Genomic DNA, 15,047 nt, shown 5'->3' with positions numbered 1-15,047 from the left:
CGTATGCGGCGACGGGACCACGTGCCGAATCACCCGAACACTCGTAACTTGGAGTGGTGACTGCCACACCGCCCGCGCACCTGCCCCGGACTCTCGGCGAACTCCGGTCGTCCGGCCACGTCCAGCGCTCCGTCAAGGACGAGATGCGCGAGAACCTGCTCGCAGCCCTCCGCGACGGCGTCGATCCGTGGCCCGGCATCGTCGGTTTCGAGGAGACGGTGCTGCCGCAGCTCGAGCGCGCGCTCATCGCCGGCCACGACGTCGTGCTGCTCGGCGAACGCGGTCAGGGCAAGACGCGGCTGCTGCGCACGCTGCCGTTGCTGCTCGACGAGTGGACTCCGGTGATCGACGGATCCGAACTCGGCGAGCACCCGTACGAACCCATCACGCCGATCTCGCTGCGGCGGGCCGCCGAACTCGGTGACGGGTTGCCCGTGGTGTGGCGGCACCGCACCGAGCGCTACGCCGAGAAGCTCGCGACGCCCGACACGTCGGTGGCCGACCTGGTCGGCGACGTCGACCCGATCAAGGTCGCCGAGGGGCGCAGCCTGGGCGATCCGGAGACCATCCACTTCGGGCTCGTGCCGCGGGCGCATCGCGGCATCGTCGCGATCAACGAGCTGCCCGATCTGGCCGAGCGGATCCAGGTGTCACTGCTCAACGTCATGGAGGAGCGCGACATCCAGGTCCGCGGGTACACGCTGCGGCTGCCGCTCGACGTGCTGCTGGTGGCCAGCGCCAACCCCGAGGACTACACCAATCGTGGCCGCATCATCACCCCGCTCAAGGACCGGTTCGGCGCCGAGATCCGGACGCACTACCCGTCGTTGCTCGACGACGAGATCGCGGTGATCCGGCAGGAGGCGAACCTGCAGGCGTCGGTGCCGCACCACCTGCTCGAGGTGCTGGCCCGGTTCACCCGGCTGCTGCGCGAATCGACGTCGGTGGACCAGCGGTCTGGTGTCTCGGCTCGCTTCGCGGTGGCCGGGGCCGAGACGGTGAGCGCCGCCGCGGTGCATCGCAGCGCGGTGCTCGGGGAGGCGGAGGCGGTGGCCCGGCCGATCGACCTCGGCACCATCGTGGAGGTGCTGCGCGGCAAGGTCGAGTTCGAATCCGGTGAGGAGGGAAGGGAACTGGAGATCCTCGAGCACCTGCTGCGGCGCGCGACCGCGGACACCGCCCGCACCCGGCTCGGCGGCATCGATCTGGCACCCCTCGTCACCGCCGTCGAACAGGGCCGGCCGGTCGTCACCGGCGAGCGGGTCACCGCGAAGGCGCTGCTCGGGGAACTGCCGGAACTCGACGTGCTCGACGAGGTCGCGACCCGGCTCGCGGCGCAGACCGACGGGGAACGGGCGTCGGCGGCGGAACTCGCGCTCGAGGGGCTCTACCTGGCCCGGCGGATCTCGAAGAATCCGGACGAGAACGGGCAGGCCGTCTACTCATGAGCCCGTCCCGCGGCGCACGGTACGGCCCGTACGAGGGCGGCGATCCACTGGCGCCGCCGGTGGATCTGCGCGACGCGCTGGCCGCGATCGGGGACGACGTGCTCGAGGGGGCCTCGCCCCGGCAGGCGTTGCGCGAGCTGCTGCGGCGCGGCTTCGGGGACCGGAACGGGCTCGACGACCTCGCCGCGCAGGCCAACCGGCGACGTCGGGAGTTGCTGCAGCGCAACAACCTCGGTGGGACCCTCGACGAGGTGCGTGAACTGCTCGACCGGGCGGTGCTCGAGGAACGCAAGGCGCTGGCCCGCGCGTTGGACGACGACGCCCGGTTCGCGGAGATGCGGATCGAGGAGTTGCCGCCGTCGACGGCGCAGGCCGTCGCGGACCTCGCCGACTACGAGTGGCGCAGCAGCCAGGCCCTCGAGGACTACGAGAAGATCCGCGACCTGCTGGGCCGCGAACTGCTGGACCAGCGGTTCGACGGGATGAAGCAGGCCCTCGAGGGTGCCACCGAGGAGGACCGCCAGCGCATCCGGGACATGCTCGAGGATCTGAACTCGTTGCTGGACAGCCATGCTCGCGGCGAGGACACAACGCGGCAGTTCGACGAGTTCATGGACCGGCACGGTGAGTTCTTCCCCGAGAACCCGCGCAACACCGAGGAACTGCTGGACTCGCTGGCCCGCCGGGCGGCCGCCGCGCAGCGGCTGCGGAACTCGCTCACCCCGGACCAGCGCGCGGAGCTGGATGCGTTGGCGCAGCAGGCGTTCGGCGATCCGTCGCTGATGAACCAGCTGGACCGTCTGGACGCGCACCTGCAGGCGGCCCGGCCCGGTGAGGACTGGACCGGCTCGGCGGAGTTCCGCGGCGACGAGGGCCTCGGGCTGGGGGAAGGGACATCGGCGGTCGCGGACGTCGCCGATCTGGAACGGCTGTCCGAGCAACTGTCGCAACAGTATCCGGGTGCCCAGCTCGACGACATCGACACCGAGGCGCTGGCCCGGCAGCTCGGCAACGAGGCCGTCGCCGACGCCCGCACCCTCGCCGACCTCGAGAAGGCGCTGCAGCAGCAGGGCTTCTTCGACCGGGCCCCCGACGGCCAGTGGCGGCTCTCGCCCAAGGCGATGCGCCAGCTGGGGCAGAGCGCGTTGCGGGACGTCGCCGGGAGTCTCGCGCACCGCGGCGGCCAGCGGGAGACCCGCCGCGCCGGGTCGATGGGGGAGCCGACCGGGGCGTCGCGGGCGTGGGAGTTCGGCGACACCGAACCGTGGGACGTCACCCGGACACTGACGAATGCGATCCTGCGCGAGCCCGGCCGGATGCCGGTGCGGATGACGGTCGCCGACGTGGAGGTCGCCGAGACCGAGCAGCGCGCGCAGGCAGCGGTCGCGCTGCTGGTGGACACGTCGTTCTCGATGGTGATGGACGGGCGCTGGGTGCCGATGAAACGCACCGCGCTCGCGCTGAACCACCTGGTGACCACCCGGTTCCGGGGAGACGCGTTGCAGCTCATCGGTTTCGGACGCTATGCGCAGGCCCTGTCCGCCACCGAGCTCGCCGGCCTGGACGGTGCCTGGGATCAGGGCACCAACCTGCACCACGCGCTGCTGCTCGCGGCCCGGCACCTGCGCAAACATCCCAACGCCCAGCCCGTCGTGCTGATCGTCACCGACGGCGAGCCGACCGCGCACCTCGAGCCGGACGGGCAGGCCTTCTTCGACTACCCGCCGAGCGTGCGGACGCTGGGGCTGACGGTGCGCGAACTCGACACCCTCGCCCGGCTCGGCGCGCAGGTCACCATCTTCCGGCTCGGCGACGATCCCGGACTGGCGCGCGTCGTGGACCGGATGGCGCAGCGAGTCGGCGGCCGCGTCGTCGCCCCCGACCTCGACGGACTCGGCGCCGCCGTGGTCAGCGACTACATGCGGATGCGCCGCCCGGGTCGGTGACGGCGCGTCAGCCCTGACTGGCGATCTGGATGAGGTTGCCGCACGTGTCGTCGAGGACTGCGACGGTCACCGGGCCCATCTGCAGGGGCTCCTGCGTGAAGACCACGCCGCGTTCCTTCAGCCGCTCGTACTCGGCCCGGACGTCCGGCACGGTGAATGCGGTGAACGGGATGCCGTCGGCGACGAGGGCTTCCTTGAACACTTTCGCGGCCGGATGCTGGTCGGGCTCGAGCACCAGTTCGACGCCGTCGCTCTCCTCGGGCGAGACGACCGTGAGCCACCGGTGTTCGCCGAGAGGGATCTCGTTCTTCTTGATGAAGCCGAGGACGTCGGTGTAGAAGGCGAGGGCCTTGTCCTGATCGTCCACATACACGCTGGTCAGGCTGATCTTCATGGCATCGAGTATGTCATCAGGTGAGCAGGGCCGCGACGAGCGCGATCGCCGGGATCGATGCCAGCGTGGTGACGAAGGCCGCGTCACGGGAGAGGACCATGCCGCGCTGGTAGCGGCTGGCGTAGACGAACACGTTCTGCGCGGTGGGCAGTGTCGAGACGACGACGATCGCGAACAGTTCGTGGCCCTCCAGGCCCAGCAGGTAGCGGGCCATCAGGTAACCGAGCACCGGCTGCACGCAGATCTTGAGGACCGACGCGAGCGCGACGTCGCGGCGCGGGCTCGCACCCTTCTCGAGCACCCGCACCCCGTACAGGGACAGGCCGAAGGCCAGCAGGGCGCCGGGGACGGAGGCGCCGCCGATGAGCCGGAACGGCTGCATCAGCGCCTCGGGCACCGTCCACCCCGACACGGCCACCGCGAGGCCGGCCGCGCCGGCGAGCACGATCGGGTTCTTGAACGGCGCGGTGATCGTCTCGAGCCGGGACGCGCCCTGACGCATCGTGCTGACGTCGAGCACGGTCAGCGCGATCGGCGAGAAGATCATGATCTGGAACAGCAGCAGCGGCGCCACGAACGACGCATCGCCCAGCACGAAGACGGCGATGGGGATGCCGAGGTTCGCCGAGTTCACGTACGACGACGAGAGCGCGCCGATAGTCAGTTCCGGCAGTGGCCGGCGCAGCCATAGCTTCGCGATCACGAGATAGAGGCCGGCGACCGCGAAGGCGGTGGCTGCCGCGACCGCGAGGGTGGGGGAGAACACCACCGACAGGTCGGAGTTCGCGAGGGTGTCGAACAGCAGCGCGGGCGTCGCGACGAAGAACACGAGCCGGCTGAGTACGAACTGCCCGTGCTCGCCGAGAGTGCCGCTGCGACCGAGGAAGTACCCGATCGCGATGACGACGAAGATGACCGTGAAGCCTGCGACCACACCCGACACTGCCTACATCCGCCGATCTACCGAGGCGCCGCTGAACTGCACATACCGCGGGGAACTCTACTCGCGGGCCGTCGCCGCGCCGCGCCGGGCCGGTTGCACGAGCCGCTGCTCATTCGGCGTGTCCGGCACTGCTACCGTTCGTTTCGTGGGAATTCAACCGCCGGAGGAATCTTCACGCTCGAAGCGTGGCGTCTACGGCATCTCGGTGACGTCGGAGCTGTCCGGTATCGGTCCGCAGACGCTTCGTCTGTACGAAAGCCGCGGACTGATCACGCCGTCGCGCACTTCGGGCGGCACCCGCCGGTACAGCGAGGACGACCTGTACCGGCTGACCCGGATCAGTGAACTCGTCGCGCTCGGGGTCAACCTCACCGGCATCGGACTGATCCTGGCGCTCGAGGACGAGCGCGACCAGCTGAGCGCAGAGAACGCCCGGTTGAGGGCGGCGGCCGAATCGGCCGTGTAGTGGCGAGACCGCCGAGTCCGATCCCGCGCCAACCGAAGAGGACGATCGAGTGCCACGCACACAGGAACACGCAGACCGCTACGCCGACGCGTTGACCGCGCTGGCCGCCGCGACGCATCGACCCACCAACGTCGTCAACATCGGCGGCGAGTACGCGATCCGGGTCGACTTCGCCTTCGGGATGTACGTGCTCGCGACCAATACCGAACACGGCCTGAGCAGCGACCCCGACGCGCGAGACTTCTGGTTGGTGCGATTCTTCGAGCAGACACCGGACGAATCGACGGGTGACATCGAACTCGTCCGGGCGCGTCACGAATGGCTCGCCGACGCGTTCGACCTCGTGATCGCCGAACTGATCAGCACCGGCAAGTGGGTGTCGTCCGACGCGATGTTCCACGAGATCGCGCCGAGGCCGGAGCCGGAGAACGACGCGGACGCCTGATCGACGCCTCCGACGATCGGATCGTGGCATCCTCGGTGCCGTGGGGCGGACGACGGCAACGGTACGTGAGTGGCACGGTGAGCTGGGATGGGGAGTTCTGGACTCTCCTGAAACACCCGGTGGATGCTGGGCGCACTTCAGCAACATCGAGGGGACCGGCTACCGCGCGTTGACGGTGGGAGCCGCAGTCGAACTCGACTGGGAACTCGCGGAGCAGGACGGGTTCCGATTCCGTGCGGTCCGGGTGGATCCGCTGGACCTGTGACGACGGGAGCTGAGGCGATGAACCTGACGGAGCTGGTCCTCGACGAGATGCGTGCGTTCGAGGACTGGGTCTCCATCGCCGATGTTCTCAAGGCGATGGGGACGACGTCCTGGGTGGCCGACCGAGACGACGTTCGACGCATCCTCGACTGCGTCGATACCAGCGACCGATTGCGGCTGGGACGGGTCAGCGATCGGTTCGACGAGATCGCCGAGCCACTTCCTGTCACAGAACTGGTGGACGCCATCTTCACTGAAGGCAGCCCGGCCGACAGGTCGGCGGCCATGATGGAACTGTTCATCGCCGAGCGGGACAGCCCGCAATCCGGTTGACCTGGCGCGGTGTCCGCTAGATGTCCCCCAGGCGGAAGATTCCGTCGCGCGCGTCGAAGTGGACGCGCCGCGAGTCGAAGGCCCGTGTGATGGCGCCCGATTCGACCAGGGCGGCGGGACTGCCGTCGACGACGGTGCCGTCGCCGGCCGCGAGCCACACGTGCTGCGACGTGCGCAGCACCAGCTCGACGTCGTGCGTCGACAGCAGCACGGTGATCCCGGTGTCGGTGGCGATCTCGTCGAGCAGCGCCAACAGTTCGACCCGGGCGGCCACGTCGAGGAACGCGCTCGGCTCGTCGAGCACCAGCAGCGCCGGTTGCTGCACGAGGGCCCGCGCGATGAGGATGCGCTGGCGCTGACCGTCGGACATCTCGTGCAGGCGCACGTCGGTGAGATCGGCGGCGCCCAACCGGTCGAGGCTCTCGGCGATCAACTGCTTTTCGTTTGCGCTGAGCCGCGACGTGAAGCCCTGGTGGGGGAGCCGTCCGAGCGCGGCCACTTCGCCGCCGGTGAGCAGGCCGCCGTCGACGCGGTCGGTGAGGACCACCGCGATCCTCCGCGCGCGGTGCGCCGGGGACAGCTTCGTGACGTCGTCGCCGTCCAGCAGCACCGACCCGCCGAGTACCCGCTGCAGTCCGGCCACCGACCGAAGCAGCGTCGACTTGCCCGCGCCGTTGGGGCCGAGCAGGGCCGTGACCTGGCCGGCGTGCGCGGTCAGCCGCACGTCCCGCAGGATCGTGCGCGCCGGACGGCCCGGGTAGCCGACGGTCACGTCGTCGAGGACCAGTGTCATGAGACGCTCCCGGCCTGCGCGCGCCGCGACCGCAGCAGCACGAGGATCACGACGGGGGCGCCGACGAGTGCGGTGACCACGTTGAGCGGCAGGACGCCGTCCCGTCCGGGCAACTGGGCGACCACCGAGCACAGCAGCGACACTCCGGCGCCCATCAGCACGGCGCCGGGCAGCAGGATCCGATGATCGGACGTGCCGAGCGCGAGCCGGGCGAGGTGCGGAACCGCGATGCCGAGGAACGCGATGGGGCCGCAGAATGCGGTGACGGCACCGGCCAGCAGCGCCGCCGCCGTGATCGCGATCGTGCGGGTGCGGACCAGGTGGACGCCCATCGAGTGGGCGTAGTCCTCGCCGAGCAGCATCGCGTTGAGCGGCCGCACCAGCGTCGCGGCCAGCGCGATACCGACGATCACGGCAGGCACGAGCACCCGCAGGTCCGACCACGACGCGCCCGCGTACGACCCCAGGGTCCACAGGATGAACTGCTGCATCTGCGCGGGCTGCGAGAAGGCGACCAGCAGCGAGACGATCGCGCTGGTGACCGACCCGACCATCACACCGACGATGAGCAGCGTGACGACCGAGCGGATCCAGCGCGAGATGGCGAGCACGAGCAGCAGCACCGCCAGCGCGCCGATCGCGGCGGCCGCCGCGACGCCCAGCCGGCCGGTGCCTGCGACGGCGGCGAAGACACCGGCGCCGGTGCCGGAGCCCAGCACCACGAGCGCGACACCCAGGCTCGCGCCGGACGACACCCCGAGGATGTACGGGTCGGCGAGGGGGTTCGCGAACAGCGTCTGCATCAGCAGGCCGGCGACCGCGAGCGCCGCGCCCGCGCACGCAGCGGTGACCACGCGGGGCAGGCGGATGTCCGCGATCAGCGTGGTCCAGCGTTCGGATCCCGCGTCACCGGTGAACAGGTAGCGCGCGGTGGTGCCGAACGGGATCGTCACCGACCCGACCGACACCGCGAGGATCGTGGCCGCGACGACGAACGCGACCAGCGCGGTGACGGCAGCGGCGGTGCGGTTCACTGCAGCTGGCGGTAGAAGGTGAACTCGTGACCGGGCAGCAGGCCCGGGTGGGCGATCGCGATGAGATCGGCGAGCACCAGATCGGGTCGCAGCACGCCCTGCTCGTAGATGTCGAGCGCGCCGGCGTCGGTCATCCGCGCCGACGACGTCCACACCTGGCCGTCGCGGAACGCCGCGAACTCGGCGAGCCGCGGTTCGGCGGCGATCGCCTCGGCCTTGGTCTTGTTCGACGACGTGCTGATCGCCAGCGGGTACCCACCGGCCTTCGCGAACACCGTCTCGAGGTCGGTCTGCAGGCTGCCGGTGCCAGGCTCCGTCATCCACGGGTGCGTGATGCGGGCGGTGGAGTACAGGGCGTTGGAGTAGCTGGCCAGCGGCACCGACCAGGCGCCCTGGTAGGGCAGACCCGGCACGATCGGCGCGGCCTCGGCGTTCGCGGCGAGCGTCGTGTACTTGCCGTACTCGGAGACGATCCCGTCGAACGCCTCGGTGGCCTGCTGCTCGGTGCCGGTGAGTGCCGCGAAGAACTTGATCCACTCGGCGCGGCCCAGCGGGTCGGTCTCCAGCCAGTCGTAGTTGTCGAGGACCGGGATCTTCGAGCGCTCGATCACCGCGAAGGCGGGATCGGTGAAGCCGCCGGTCACGAACGCCTGCGGCGCCTGCGCGACGACGGCCTCCGCGTCGACCTGCCCGGCGGTGGCGAACTGGGTGACGCCGTCGTCGGCGATGTGCTCGCGCGCGGCCTCGCTGTAGACGTAGTCGGCGCTCGCGAAACCGGTGAGCACGTCGAGCTTGCCGAGGGCTTCGAGACTGGGCAGGTGGGTGGTCGACTCGGCGAACAGGCTGGTCACCGGCGTGGATACCTGCTGCGCGTCGGCGAGATCGCCGGTCAGCTCGGGCGCCGGGGCGCCGCACCGGGTGAGCACGTACGACTCGTCGGCCTGACCCGGCTGACGGACCGTCACCACCTGGTACGAGTTGTGGTACTCGATGTCGAAGTTCTCGGCGTACTCGACGGTCTGCTTGTCCGGGAAGTAGTCGGTGCTCGCATCGAAGTCGGTGATGCAGTCGGCGCCGGCGGCGGACGCGGAATCACCCGAGCCATCGGACGAGCACGCCGCGACACCGCCCACGGTCAGGGCAGTCGCGGCGAGAAGAACAGCGGTACGGAACGAAAACGACACCCGGAGAATCTAGCGTGCAGCGGCGACGGTCCGTGCGGCACTCGCCCGGAACGCCGAGAGGCCGCGCGGTCACTCGGACTGCGCGGCCTCTCGGGGAAGTGTCTAGCGGCTGGTGAAGGGAAGGAGCGCCATCTCGCGGGCGTTCTTCACGGCGATGGCGACCTGGCGCTGCTGCTGCGGCGTCAGGCCCGTCACGCGGCGGCTGCGGATCTTGCCGCGATCCGAGATGAACGTGCGGAGCAGGTTGACGTCCTTGTAATCGACGTACTCGATCTTGGCCGCGAACAGCGGGTTCTTCTTGGGGCGGCGGCCCTGCTCGCCGCGCGGCTTCCTCGACGGTGATCTCTTGACTGCCATTGTTCTTCCTTACCAGCTCGACTTGTGCACGCCTGGCAGCTCCCCGCGGTGGGCCATCTCGCGTACCCGTATGCGGGAGAGGCCGAACTTTCGCAGGTGACCGCGCGGACGTCCATCCGCGGTGTCTCGATTGCGCAATCGTACCGGACTCGCGTCCCGCGGCAGCCCTGCCAGCAGAAACTGTGCTGCGGCGCGTTCCTCCGGCGTGCTGGACGGACGCCGGATCGTCTCCTTCAGTTCCGCGCGGAGCGGCGCGTAGCGCGCGACGATCACCTTGCGTTGTTCGTTCCGGACGATCTTCGATTTCTTCGCCACGGGTCAGCGCTCCTCTCGGAAGTCGACGTGTCGGCGAACCACCGGGTCGTAGCGGCGGAGTATCAGCCGATCGGGGTCGTTGCGCCGGTTCTTCCGGGTGTAGTAGCGGTAGCCGGTTCCCGCCGTCGAGACGAGTTTGGTGAGCGGGCGGATCTCGTTGCTTGCCATGGTTTTCAGACCTTCTCTCCGGACGCCCGGATGCGGGCGACGACGGCTTCGATGCCGTCGCGGTCGATCGTTCGAATGCCCTTCGGTGTCACGCGCAGGGTGACGCGGCGGCCCTCCCCGGGCAGGAAGTACGTCTTGCTCTGGATGTTGGGGTTCCAGCGCCGACTGGTCCGTCGATGGGAGTGCGACACGGATCGGCCGAAGCCGGGGCGTCTGCCGGTCACCTGGCAGTGAGCGGACACGGGGGCTCCTTTCCGGCCACGAACGGCGGGTTGTTGAAAACAGTTGTCGATAACACGGAATGAGCGTATCCTCCTCAATCGTTAATGACAATCGTTTTCGAAAGGGGTTGATTGTGGCTGCGCTGTCGGAGCTACCGGACGGCCGCACTCCACTGGTGCTCGTGAGCGGGTGGAGCGGGCCGGTGCACGAAACGGCCCGCTCGTTCCTCGGTGACGCGGACACGGGCACCGTCGTGGTCCGTCACGATCTCGCCGACCTGGGGCAGGGGGTCGTGCGCCGGACGATCACGACCGGATCGGTCGACGCCCCGGCGGTGACCGTGGAGATCCTCGAACTCGCCCACGGGTGCGTGTCCTGCACGCTGCGGTACGACCTGCTGCCATTGCTACGGAAGTTGCATGCGCGCAGCTCGGTGCATCGGGTCGTCCTCGAACTCGACCCCGCGTTCGAGCCCGAGGCGGTGTGCTGGGCGATCGAACACGTGCCGGTGGTAGGCGTCGTCGGGCAGATCGACGGGCCGGCCGCCCGCGACGTCCGGGTCGAGGGCGTCGTCACCTGCCTCGACGTCGACGGGTGGTGGGACGCGGTGACCGGCGACGAGGACCTCGACGACGACCGGACCGTCGCGCAGGTCGCGGTGGGGCAGGTCGCGTTCGCCGACGCGCTCGTGGTCGACGACGCCGCGTCCGACCCGTGGTCGATACACAGGGTTCGCGCGGTGCTCGCCCGGCTCGCGCCGGGCGCCCCGATCTCGTCGGTCGCGGACGGACCCGCGCTCGTGCCGCGCATCGGCGCCGACGCCCGGCGCGGTCGAGTCGACGGTGCCCACTCGCCGCTGCTGCGCGGGCGCCCGCCGCTCGACGAGGATCACGGCGTCGCGCTCGTCGAGTTCACGGCGCGCCGCCCGTTCCATCCGGGCCGACTGCACGAGGCGATCGACGTCCTGCTCGACGGTGTCGTCACCGCCCGCGGTCGACTCTGGCTCGCGACCCGCCCCGACGTCGCGCTGTGGCTCGAATCCGCCGGCGGGGGACTACGAGTGGCCGCTGCCGACCGCTGGCGCGCCGACATGACCGACGAAGAAGTTTCGGTCGTCGATCCGGAGCGCCTGGCTCTCGCGGCCCTCGGGTGGGATGCGCGGTTCGGCGACCGGGACACCTCGATCGTGGCCCTGGTTCACGACGTCGAACCCGCGGAGATCACCGCCGCACTCGGGTGGGCGCTGCTCACCGAACGCGAACTCGTCGACGAGGCGTCGTGGCCCACCTGGGACGACCCGTTCGGCGAGTTCCACACCGACCCGTGCGCCGGGGCACCCCTGGGCGCGCTCGAGAAGAACGGAGAGAAGGCATCGTGAAAACCGGAATCCATCCCGACTACCGACCCGTGGTGTTCCAGGACGCGAACACCGGGACGGCGTTTCTGACGAGGTCGACGGCACGCACCGACCGCACCGTGGTGTGGGAGGACGGTCGAAGCTATCCGCTGGTCGTCGTCGACGTCACCTGCGCGTCCCACCCGTTCTGGACGGGAGCGGACCGCATCGTCGACACCGAGGGCCGGGTCGAGAGGTTCGAGCGCCGATACGGCCGCCGGGTCCGTCGTGGAAGCCTGGGGGACTGAGCGATGGCGGTACCGAAGCGGCGCCTGTCGCGTGCCAACACCCGAAGCCGGCGAGCACAGTGGAAGACGGCTGCCCCGATCTGGTGACGGTGACCGTGGGCGGACAGTCGTTCCGCGTACCGCGACGGCTGGTCCGCGGTATTCGACTGGGGGTGATCGATCCGTCGCGCCTGTGATCGTCGACACGGCGTCCGTGCGAGGCTGTCGGCGTGCTGCTGAAGATCCTCGAGCTGGTGGGCATCGTCGCGTTCGCCGCGTCCGGTGCCCTCGTCGGGGTCAGCAAGCGCTTCGACGTCTTCGGGGTGTGCGTCGTCGGAGTCTTCACAGGCATCGGCGGCGGTATCGTGCGTGACATCCTGCTCGGGATCCATCCGCCGACGTCGTTGACCAGCTGGCCGCTGTTCGGGACGGCGGTCGCGACGTCCGTCGTGGTGTTCTTCCTGCACTCGGCGCTCGGCAAGCTGCGCCGGGAGATCCTGGTGCTCGACGCGCTCGGCATGGGGTTGTTCGCGAGCACCGGCGCCGTGATCGCGCTCGACGCCGGTGCCGGGGTACTCGCGTCGGTGCTGATCGGGGCCACCACCGCCATCGGCGGCGGCATCCTGCGCGACGTCCTGGTGAACGAGGTGCCGCTGCTGCTGCACCGCGACCTGTACGCCATCCCGGCGCTGCTGGGGGCCGGGCTCGTGGTGGCGGGGACGTCGGCGGGTCTGACCGACGACACCTCGCTCGTGATCGGCACGGTGGTGGCGTCGGGGTTGCGCCTGCTCGCGATGTGGCGGCGATGGTCCCTGCCCGGTCCGCGGTTGTCCCGGGAGTGACCCGACACGCGTGAACGGGATCCTCTCAGCGGGATCTCAGTCGGTGGGGTCAAAATGTCGGCATGCGCATATTGGTGGTCGACGACGACCGGGCGGTGCGGGAGTCGCTGCGGCGATCCCTGAGCTTCAACGGCTACACGGTCGACCTCGCTGTCGACGGGATGGACGCCCTCGAGAAGGTCACGGCGTCGCGCCCCGATGCGCTCGTGCTCGATGTGATGATGCCGCGCCTGGACGGCCTCGAGGTCTGCCGTCGCCTGCGCAGCACCGGCGACGATCTGCCGATTCTCGTTCTCACCGCCCGTGATTCGGTGTCGGAGCGAGTGGCCGGCCTGGACGCCGGAGCCGACGACTACCTGCCCAAGCCGTTCGCGCTCGAGGAGTTGCTGGCCCGCCTGCGCGCGCTGCTGCGCCGGACGGCGCCGGTGGCCGGTGACGACTCCGAGGCGATGACGTTCGAGGACCTGACGCTGGATCCGGTGACCCGGGAGGTGACCCGCGGCGGGCGATCGATCAGCCTCACCCGCACCGAGTTCTCGCTGCTCGAGATGCTGATGGCGAACCCGCGCCGGGTCCTGTCCCGCAGCCGCATCCTCGAGGAGGTGTGGGGCTACGACTTCCCGACGTCGGGCAACGCGCTCGAGGTGTACGTCGGTTACCTGCGCCGCAAGACCGAGGCGGACGGCGAGCCGCGCCTCATCCACACGGTGCGCGGTGTCGGCTACGTCCTGCGGGAGACGCCTCCGTGATGGGTACGCCCTTCGGCCGGTCCGGTCCGGCGCCACAGCCCGGTCCGCTGCCCCCGTTCCGCCCCATGCGGCCCGTGCAGCACGAGATGCGGCCCCCGATGCCGTTGACGCGGTCGGTGTCGCTGCGCTGGCGCGTGACGCTGCTCGCGACGTCGGTCGTCGCGATCGCTGTGGCGCTGATGGCGTTCGCCGCGTACGCGGTGGTGTCGCGGGCGCTGTACGCGGACGTGGACCACCAACTGCGTTCCCGCGCATCGGCGATCGTCGACAACGACCTCATCACGTTCGATCCGCGGTACATCGCGGGCGCCACCCTCTACACCACCGATATCAGTGTGGCGCTGATCTTCCCGGACCTGAACAAGTACATTCCGCCGGGTTCCGTGGTGCCGATCGGACCCGCCGAACTCGCCGTCGCCCGCGGGCAACTCGACTCGTCGCTGCGGACCGTCGAGGGCAACCGGGTACTGGCCGAGCGGACCCGCGACGGCAGCACCCTGGTGATCGCGCAGCGCCTCGAACCCACCGAGGACGTGCTCGACCGCCTCGCATGGGTGCTGTTCGTGGTGGGCGGCTGCGGCGTCGTGCTCGCGGCGGCCGCCGGCACCACTGTGGGACGGACCGGTCTGCGGCCGATCGCCCGGCTGACCGCCGCGGCCGAACGCGTCGCCCGCACCGACGACCTCACGCCCATCCCGGTGACCGGCAACGACGAACTCGCCCGACTCACCACCAGTTTCAACACGATGCTCCGTGCACTGGGGGAGTCGCGGAATCGGCAGAGCCGCCTGGTGGCGGACGCCGGGCACGAACTGCGCACGCCGCTGACGTCCCTGCGCACCAACATGGAGCTGCTGATCGCGTCCAGCCGCCCCGGTGCGCCGAGCATCCCCGACGAGGACATGGCCGATCTGCGCGCGGACGTCGTCGCGCAGATCGAGGAGCTGTCCACGCTCGTCGGCGACCTCGTCGACCTGGCCCGCGAGGACGCCCCCGAGACGGTGTTCGAACTCGTCGATCTGAGCGAGGTCGTCGAACGATCTCTGGAGAAGGCGCGGCGCCGCCGCAACGAGATCGACTTCGAGGCGCAGACGACGCCGTGGTTCATCTACGGCGACCAGGCCGGGCTGTCCCGTGCGGTCCTCAACGTCCTCGACAACGCGGCCAAGTGGAGCCCGACCGGGGAACGGGTCGACGTCACGATGCGGCAGATCGGCGACCGGCTGCTCGAACTCGTCGTCGACGACGCCGGTCCCGGCATTCCGATCGAGGACCGCGAACTGGTCTTCGAGCGGTTCTACCGGTCCACCGCATCCCGCTCGATGCCGGGATCGGGCCTCGGTCTGGCCATCGTCCGGCAGGTCGTCGTCAAGCACGGCGGCACGATCGCGGTCGAGACGTCGGATCGGGGCGGCGCCCGGATCCGCATCGTGTTGCCGGGGGAGCCGGAGGCCGACGGGCGCTGACCCGTCCGGTCGGTTTCGTGTCCGAATTGACCTGTTGGCCAGGGCGATAAGGTCA

20 protein-coding genes and 1 pseudogene are annotated in these 15,047 nt (G+C 69.9%); 12 read left to right on the top strand and 9 right to left on the bottom strand.

The window, feature by feature from the left end; all coding sequences use genetic code 11:
* The first annotated feature begins 53 nt into the window (after positions 1-53).
* Complete coding sequence (locus LCL87_RS02025) at positions 54-1,448, top strand: ATP-binding protein (RefSeq protein ID WP_510850681.1); 1,395 nt, start codon at positions 54-56, stop codon at positions 1,446-1,448.
* Entirely contained in the window at positions 1,445-3,394 is a 1,950-nt protein-coding gene (locus LCL87_RS02020; RefSeq protein ID WP_225016120.1) for a vWA domain-containing protein, read from the top strand. Before LCL87_RS02025 ends, LCL87_RS02020 begins: the two co-directional genes overlap by 4 nt.
* 7 nt (positions 3,395-3,401) lie before the next feature.
* Here LCL87_RS02020 and LCL87_RS02015 read toward each other — a convergent pair whose 3' ends face one another.
* Positions 3,402-3,788: a VOC family protein gene (locus LCL87_RS02015; RefSeq protein ID WP_225016118.1), complete on the bottom strand. Its 387-nt coding sequence runs from the start codon at positions 3,786-3,788 to the stop codon at positions 3,402-3,404.
* A gap of 16 nt (positions 3,789-3,804) precedes the next feature.
* The gene (locus tag LCL87_RS02010) at positions 3,805-4,731 is read right to left on the bottom strand and encodes an AEC family transporter (protein ID WP_225016116.1); all 927 of its coding nucleotides are present in this window, start codon (positions 4,729-4,731) and stop codon (positions 3,805-3,807) included.
* Positions 4,732-4,876: 145 nt separating this feature from the next.
* Here LCL87_RS02010 and LCL87_RS02005 point away from each other — a divergent pair, with 145 nt between their 5' ends.
* Genes LCL87_RS02005 through LCL87_RS01990 form a run of 4 tightly spaced genes read left to right on the top strand, consistent with a single transcriptional unit; the run spans position 4,877 to position 6,239 of the window.
* On the top strand, positions 4,877-5,197 hold the full coding sequence (locus LCL87_RS02005) for a MerR family transcriptional regulator (RefSeq protein ID WP_225016114.1): 321 nt from the start codon (positions 4,877-4,879) through the stop codon (positions 5,195-5,197).
* Positions 5,198-5,246: 49 nt separating this feature from the next.
* Entirely contained in the window at positions 5,247-5,642 is a 396-nt protein-coding gene (locus LCL87_RS02000; RefSeq protein WP_225016112.1) for a hypothetical protein, read from the top strand.
* A 40-nt stretch (positions 5,643-5,682) separates the two neighbouring features.
* Complete coding sequence (locus LCL87_RS01995) at positions 5,683-5,907, top strand: S1 domain-containing protein (protein WP_225016110.1); 225 nt, start codon at positions 5,683-5,685, stop codon at positions 5,905-5,907.
* Complete coding sequence (locus LCL87_RS01990) at positions 5,904-6,239, top strand: hypothetical protein (RefSeq protein ID WP_225016108.1); 336 nt, start codon at positions 5,904-5,906, stop codon at positions 6,237-6,239. The genes LCL87_RS01995 and LCL87_RS01990 overlap by 4 nt, the downstream gene beginning before the upstream one ends.
* A gap of 16 nt (positions 6,240-6,255) precedes the next feature.
* On the opposite strand, the gene LCL87_RS01985 is transcribed toward LCL87_RS01990, so the two are convergent.
* The 7 genes from LCL87_RS01985 to rpmB form a co-directional block, all read right to left on the bottom strand.
* Positions 6,256-7,032 (bottom strand): ABC transporter ATP-binding protein, encoded by a 777-nt coding sequence (locus LCL87_RS01985; RefSeq protein WP_225016106.1) that lies wholly within the window; start codon positions 7,030-7,032, stop codon positions 6,256-6,258.
* Complete coding sequence (locus LCL87_RS01980; protein ID WP_225016104.1) at positions 7,029-8,066, bottom strand: iron ABC transporter permease; 1,038 nt, start codon at positions 8,064-8,066, stop codon at positions 7,029-7,031. Before LCL87_RS01980 ends, LCL87_RS01985 begins: the two co-directional genes overlap by 4 nt.
* Positions 8,063-9,250, bottom strand: a complete 1,188-nt coding sequence (locus LCL87_RS01975; protein WP_225016102.1) for an ABC transporter substrate-binding protein — start codon at positions 9,248-9,250, stop codon at positions 8,063-8,065. The genes LCL87_RS01980 and LCL87_RS01975 overlap by 4 nt, the downstream gene beginning before the upstream one ends.
* Positions 9,251-9,352: 102 nt before the next feature.
* The gene (rpsR, locus tag LCL87_RS01970) at positions 9,353-9,607 is read right to left on the bottom strand and encodes a 30S ribosomal protein S18 (protein ID WP_225016100.1); all 255 of its coding nucleotides are present in this window, start codon (positions 9,605-9,607) and stop codon (positions 9,353-9,355) included.
* A gap of 9 nt (positions 9,608-9,616) precedes the next feature.
* Positions 9,617-9,922, bottom strand: coding sequence for a 30S ribosomal protein S14 (gene rpsN, locus LCL87_RS01965; protein WP_225016098.1), 306 nt, complete (start codon positions 9,920-9,922; stop codon positions 9,617-9,619).
* Positions 9,923-9,925: 3 nt separating this feature from the next.
* Complete coding sequence (gene rpmG / locus LCL87_RS01960) at positions 9,926-10,090, bottom strand: 50S ribosomal protein L33 (protein WP_225016096.1); 165 nt, start codon at positions 10,088-10,090, stop codon at positions 9,926-9,928.
* A gap of 5 nt (positions 10,091-10,095) precedes the next feature.
* Positions 10,096-10,332, bottom strand: a complete 237-nt coding sequence (gene rpmB, locus LCL87_RS01955) for a 50S ribosomal protein L28 (RefSeq protein WP_225016094.1) — start codon at positions 10,330-10,332, stop codon at positions 10,096-10,098.
* Between the two features lie 122 nt (positions 10,333-10,454).
* Between rpmB and mrf the strand changes: the two genes are divergently transcribed.
* The 6 genes and pseudogenes from mrf (at position 10,455) to LCL87_RS01925 (ending at position 14,992) form a co-directional block, all read left to right on the top strand.
* Positions 10,455-11,690 (top strand): ribosome hibernation factor-recruiting GTPase MRF, encoded by a 1,236-nt coding sequence (gene mrf / locus LCL87_RS01950; protein ID WP_225016678.1) that lies wholly within the window; start codon positions 10,455-10,457, stop codon positions 11,688-11,690.
* Positions 11,687-11,956 carry a type B 50S ribosomal protein L31 gene (locus LCL87_RS01945; protein WP_225016092.1) on the top strand — a complete coding sequence of 90 codons (270 nt, stop codon included), beginning with the start codon at positions 11,687-11,689 and terminating at the stop codon, positions 11,954-11,956. Before mrf ends, LCL87_RS01945 begins: the two co-directional genes overlap by 4 nt.
* A 3-nt stretch (positions 11,957-11,959) precedes the next feature.
* Positions 11,960-12,132, top strand: a pseudogene (gene rpmF, locus LCL87_RS01940) (50S ribosomal protein L32).
* Between the two features lie 33 nt (positions 12,133-12,165).
* The gene (locus LCL87_RS01935) at positions 12,166-12,777 is read left to right on the top strand and encodes a trimeric intracellular cation channel family protein (protein WP_225016090.1); all 612 of its coding nucleotides are present in this window, start codon (positions 12,166-12,168) and stop codon (positions 12,775-12,777) included.
* 62 nt (positions 12,778-12,839) lie between these two features.
* Complete coding sequence (locus LCL87_RS01930; RefSeq protein ID WP_225016088.1) at positions 12,840-13,526, top strand: response regulator transcription factor; 687 nt, start codon at positions 12,840-12,842, stop codon at positions 13,524-13,526.
* Positions 13,526-14,992, top strand: a complete 1,467-nt coding sequence (locus LCL87_RS01925; protein WP_510850680.1) for a sensor histidine kinase — start codon at positions 13,526-13,528, stop codon at positions 14,990-14,992. The genes LCL87_RS01930 and LCL87_RS01925 overlap by 1 nt, the downstream gene beginning before the upstream one ends.
* Positions 14,993-15,047: the final 55 nt, after the last annotated feature.

It is taken from the genome of Prescottella equi, assembly GCF_020171745.1.
Lineage (GTDB): Bacteria > Actinomycetota > Actinomycetes > Mycobacteriales > Mycobacteriaceae > Prescottella > Prescottella equi_A.
The sequence above is the reverse complement of the archived record's forward strand: the minus strand, read 5'-3'. Positions and strand labels throughout refer to the sequence as shown.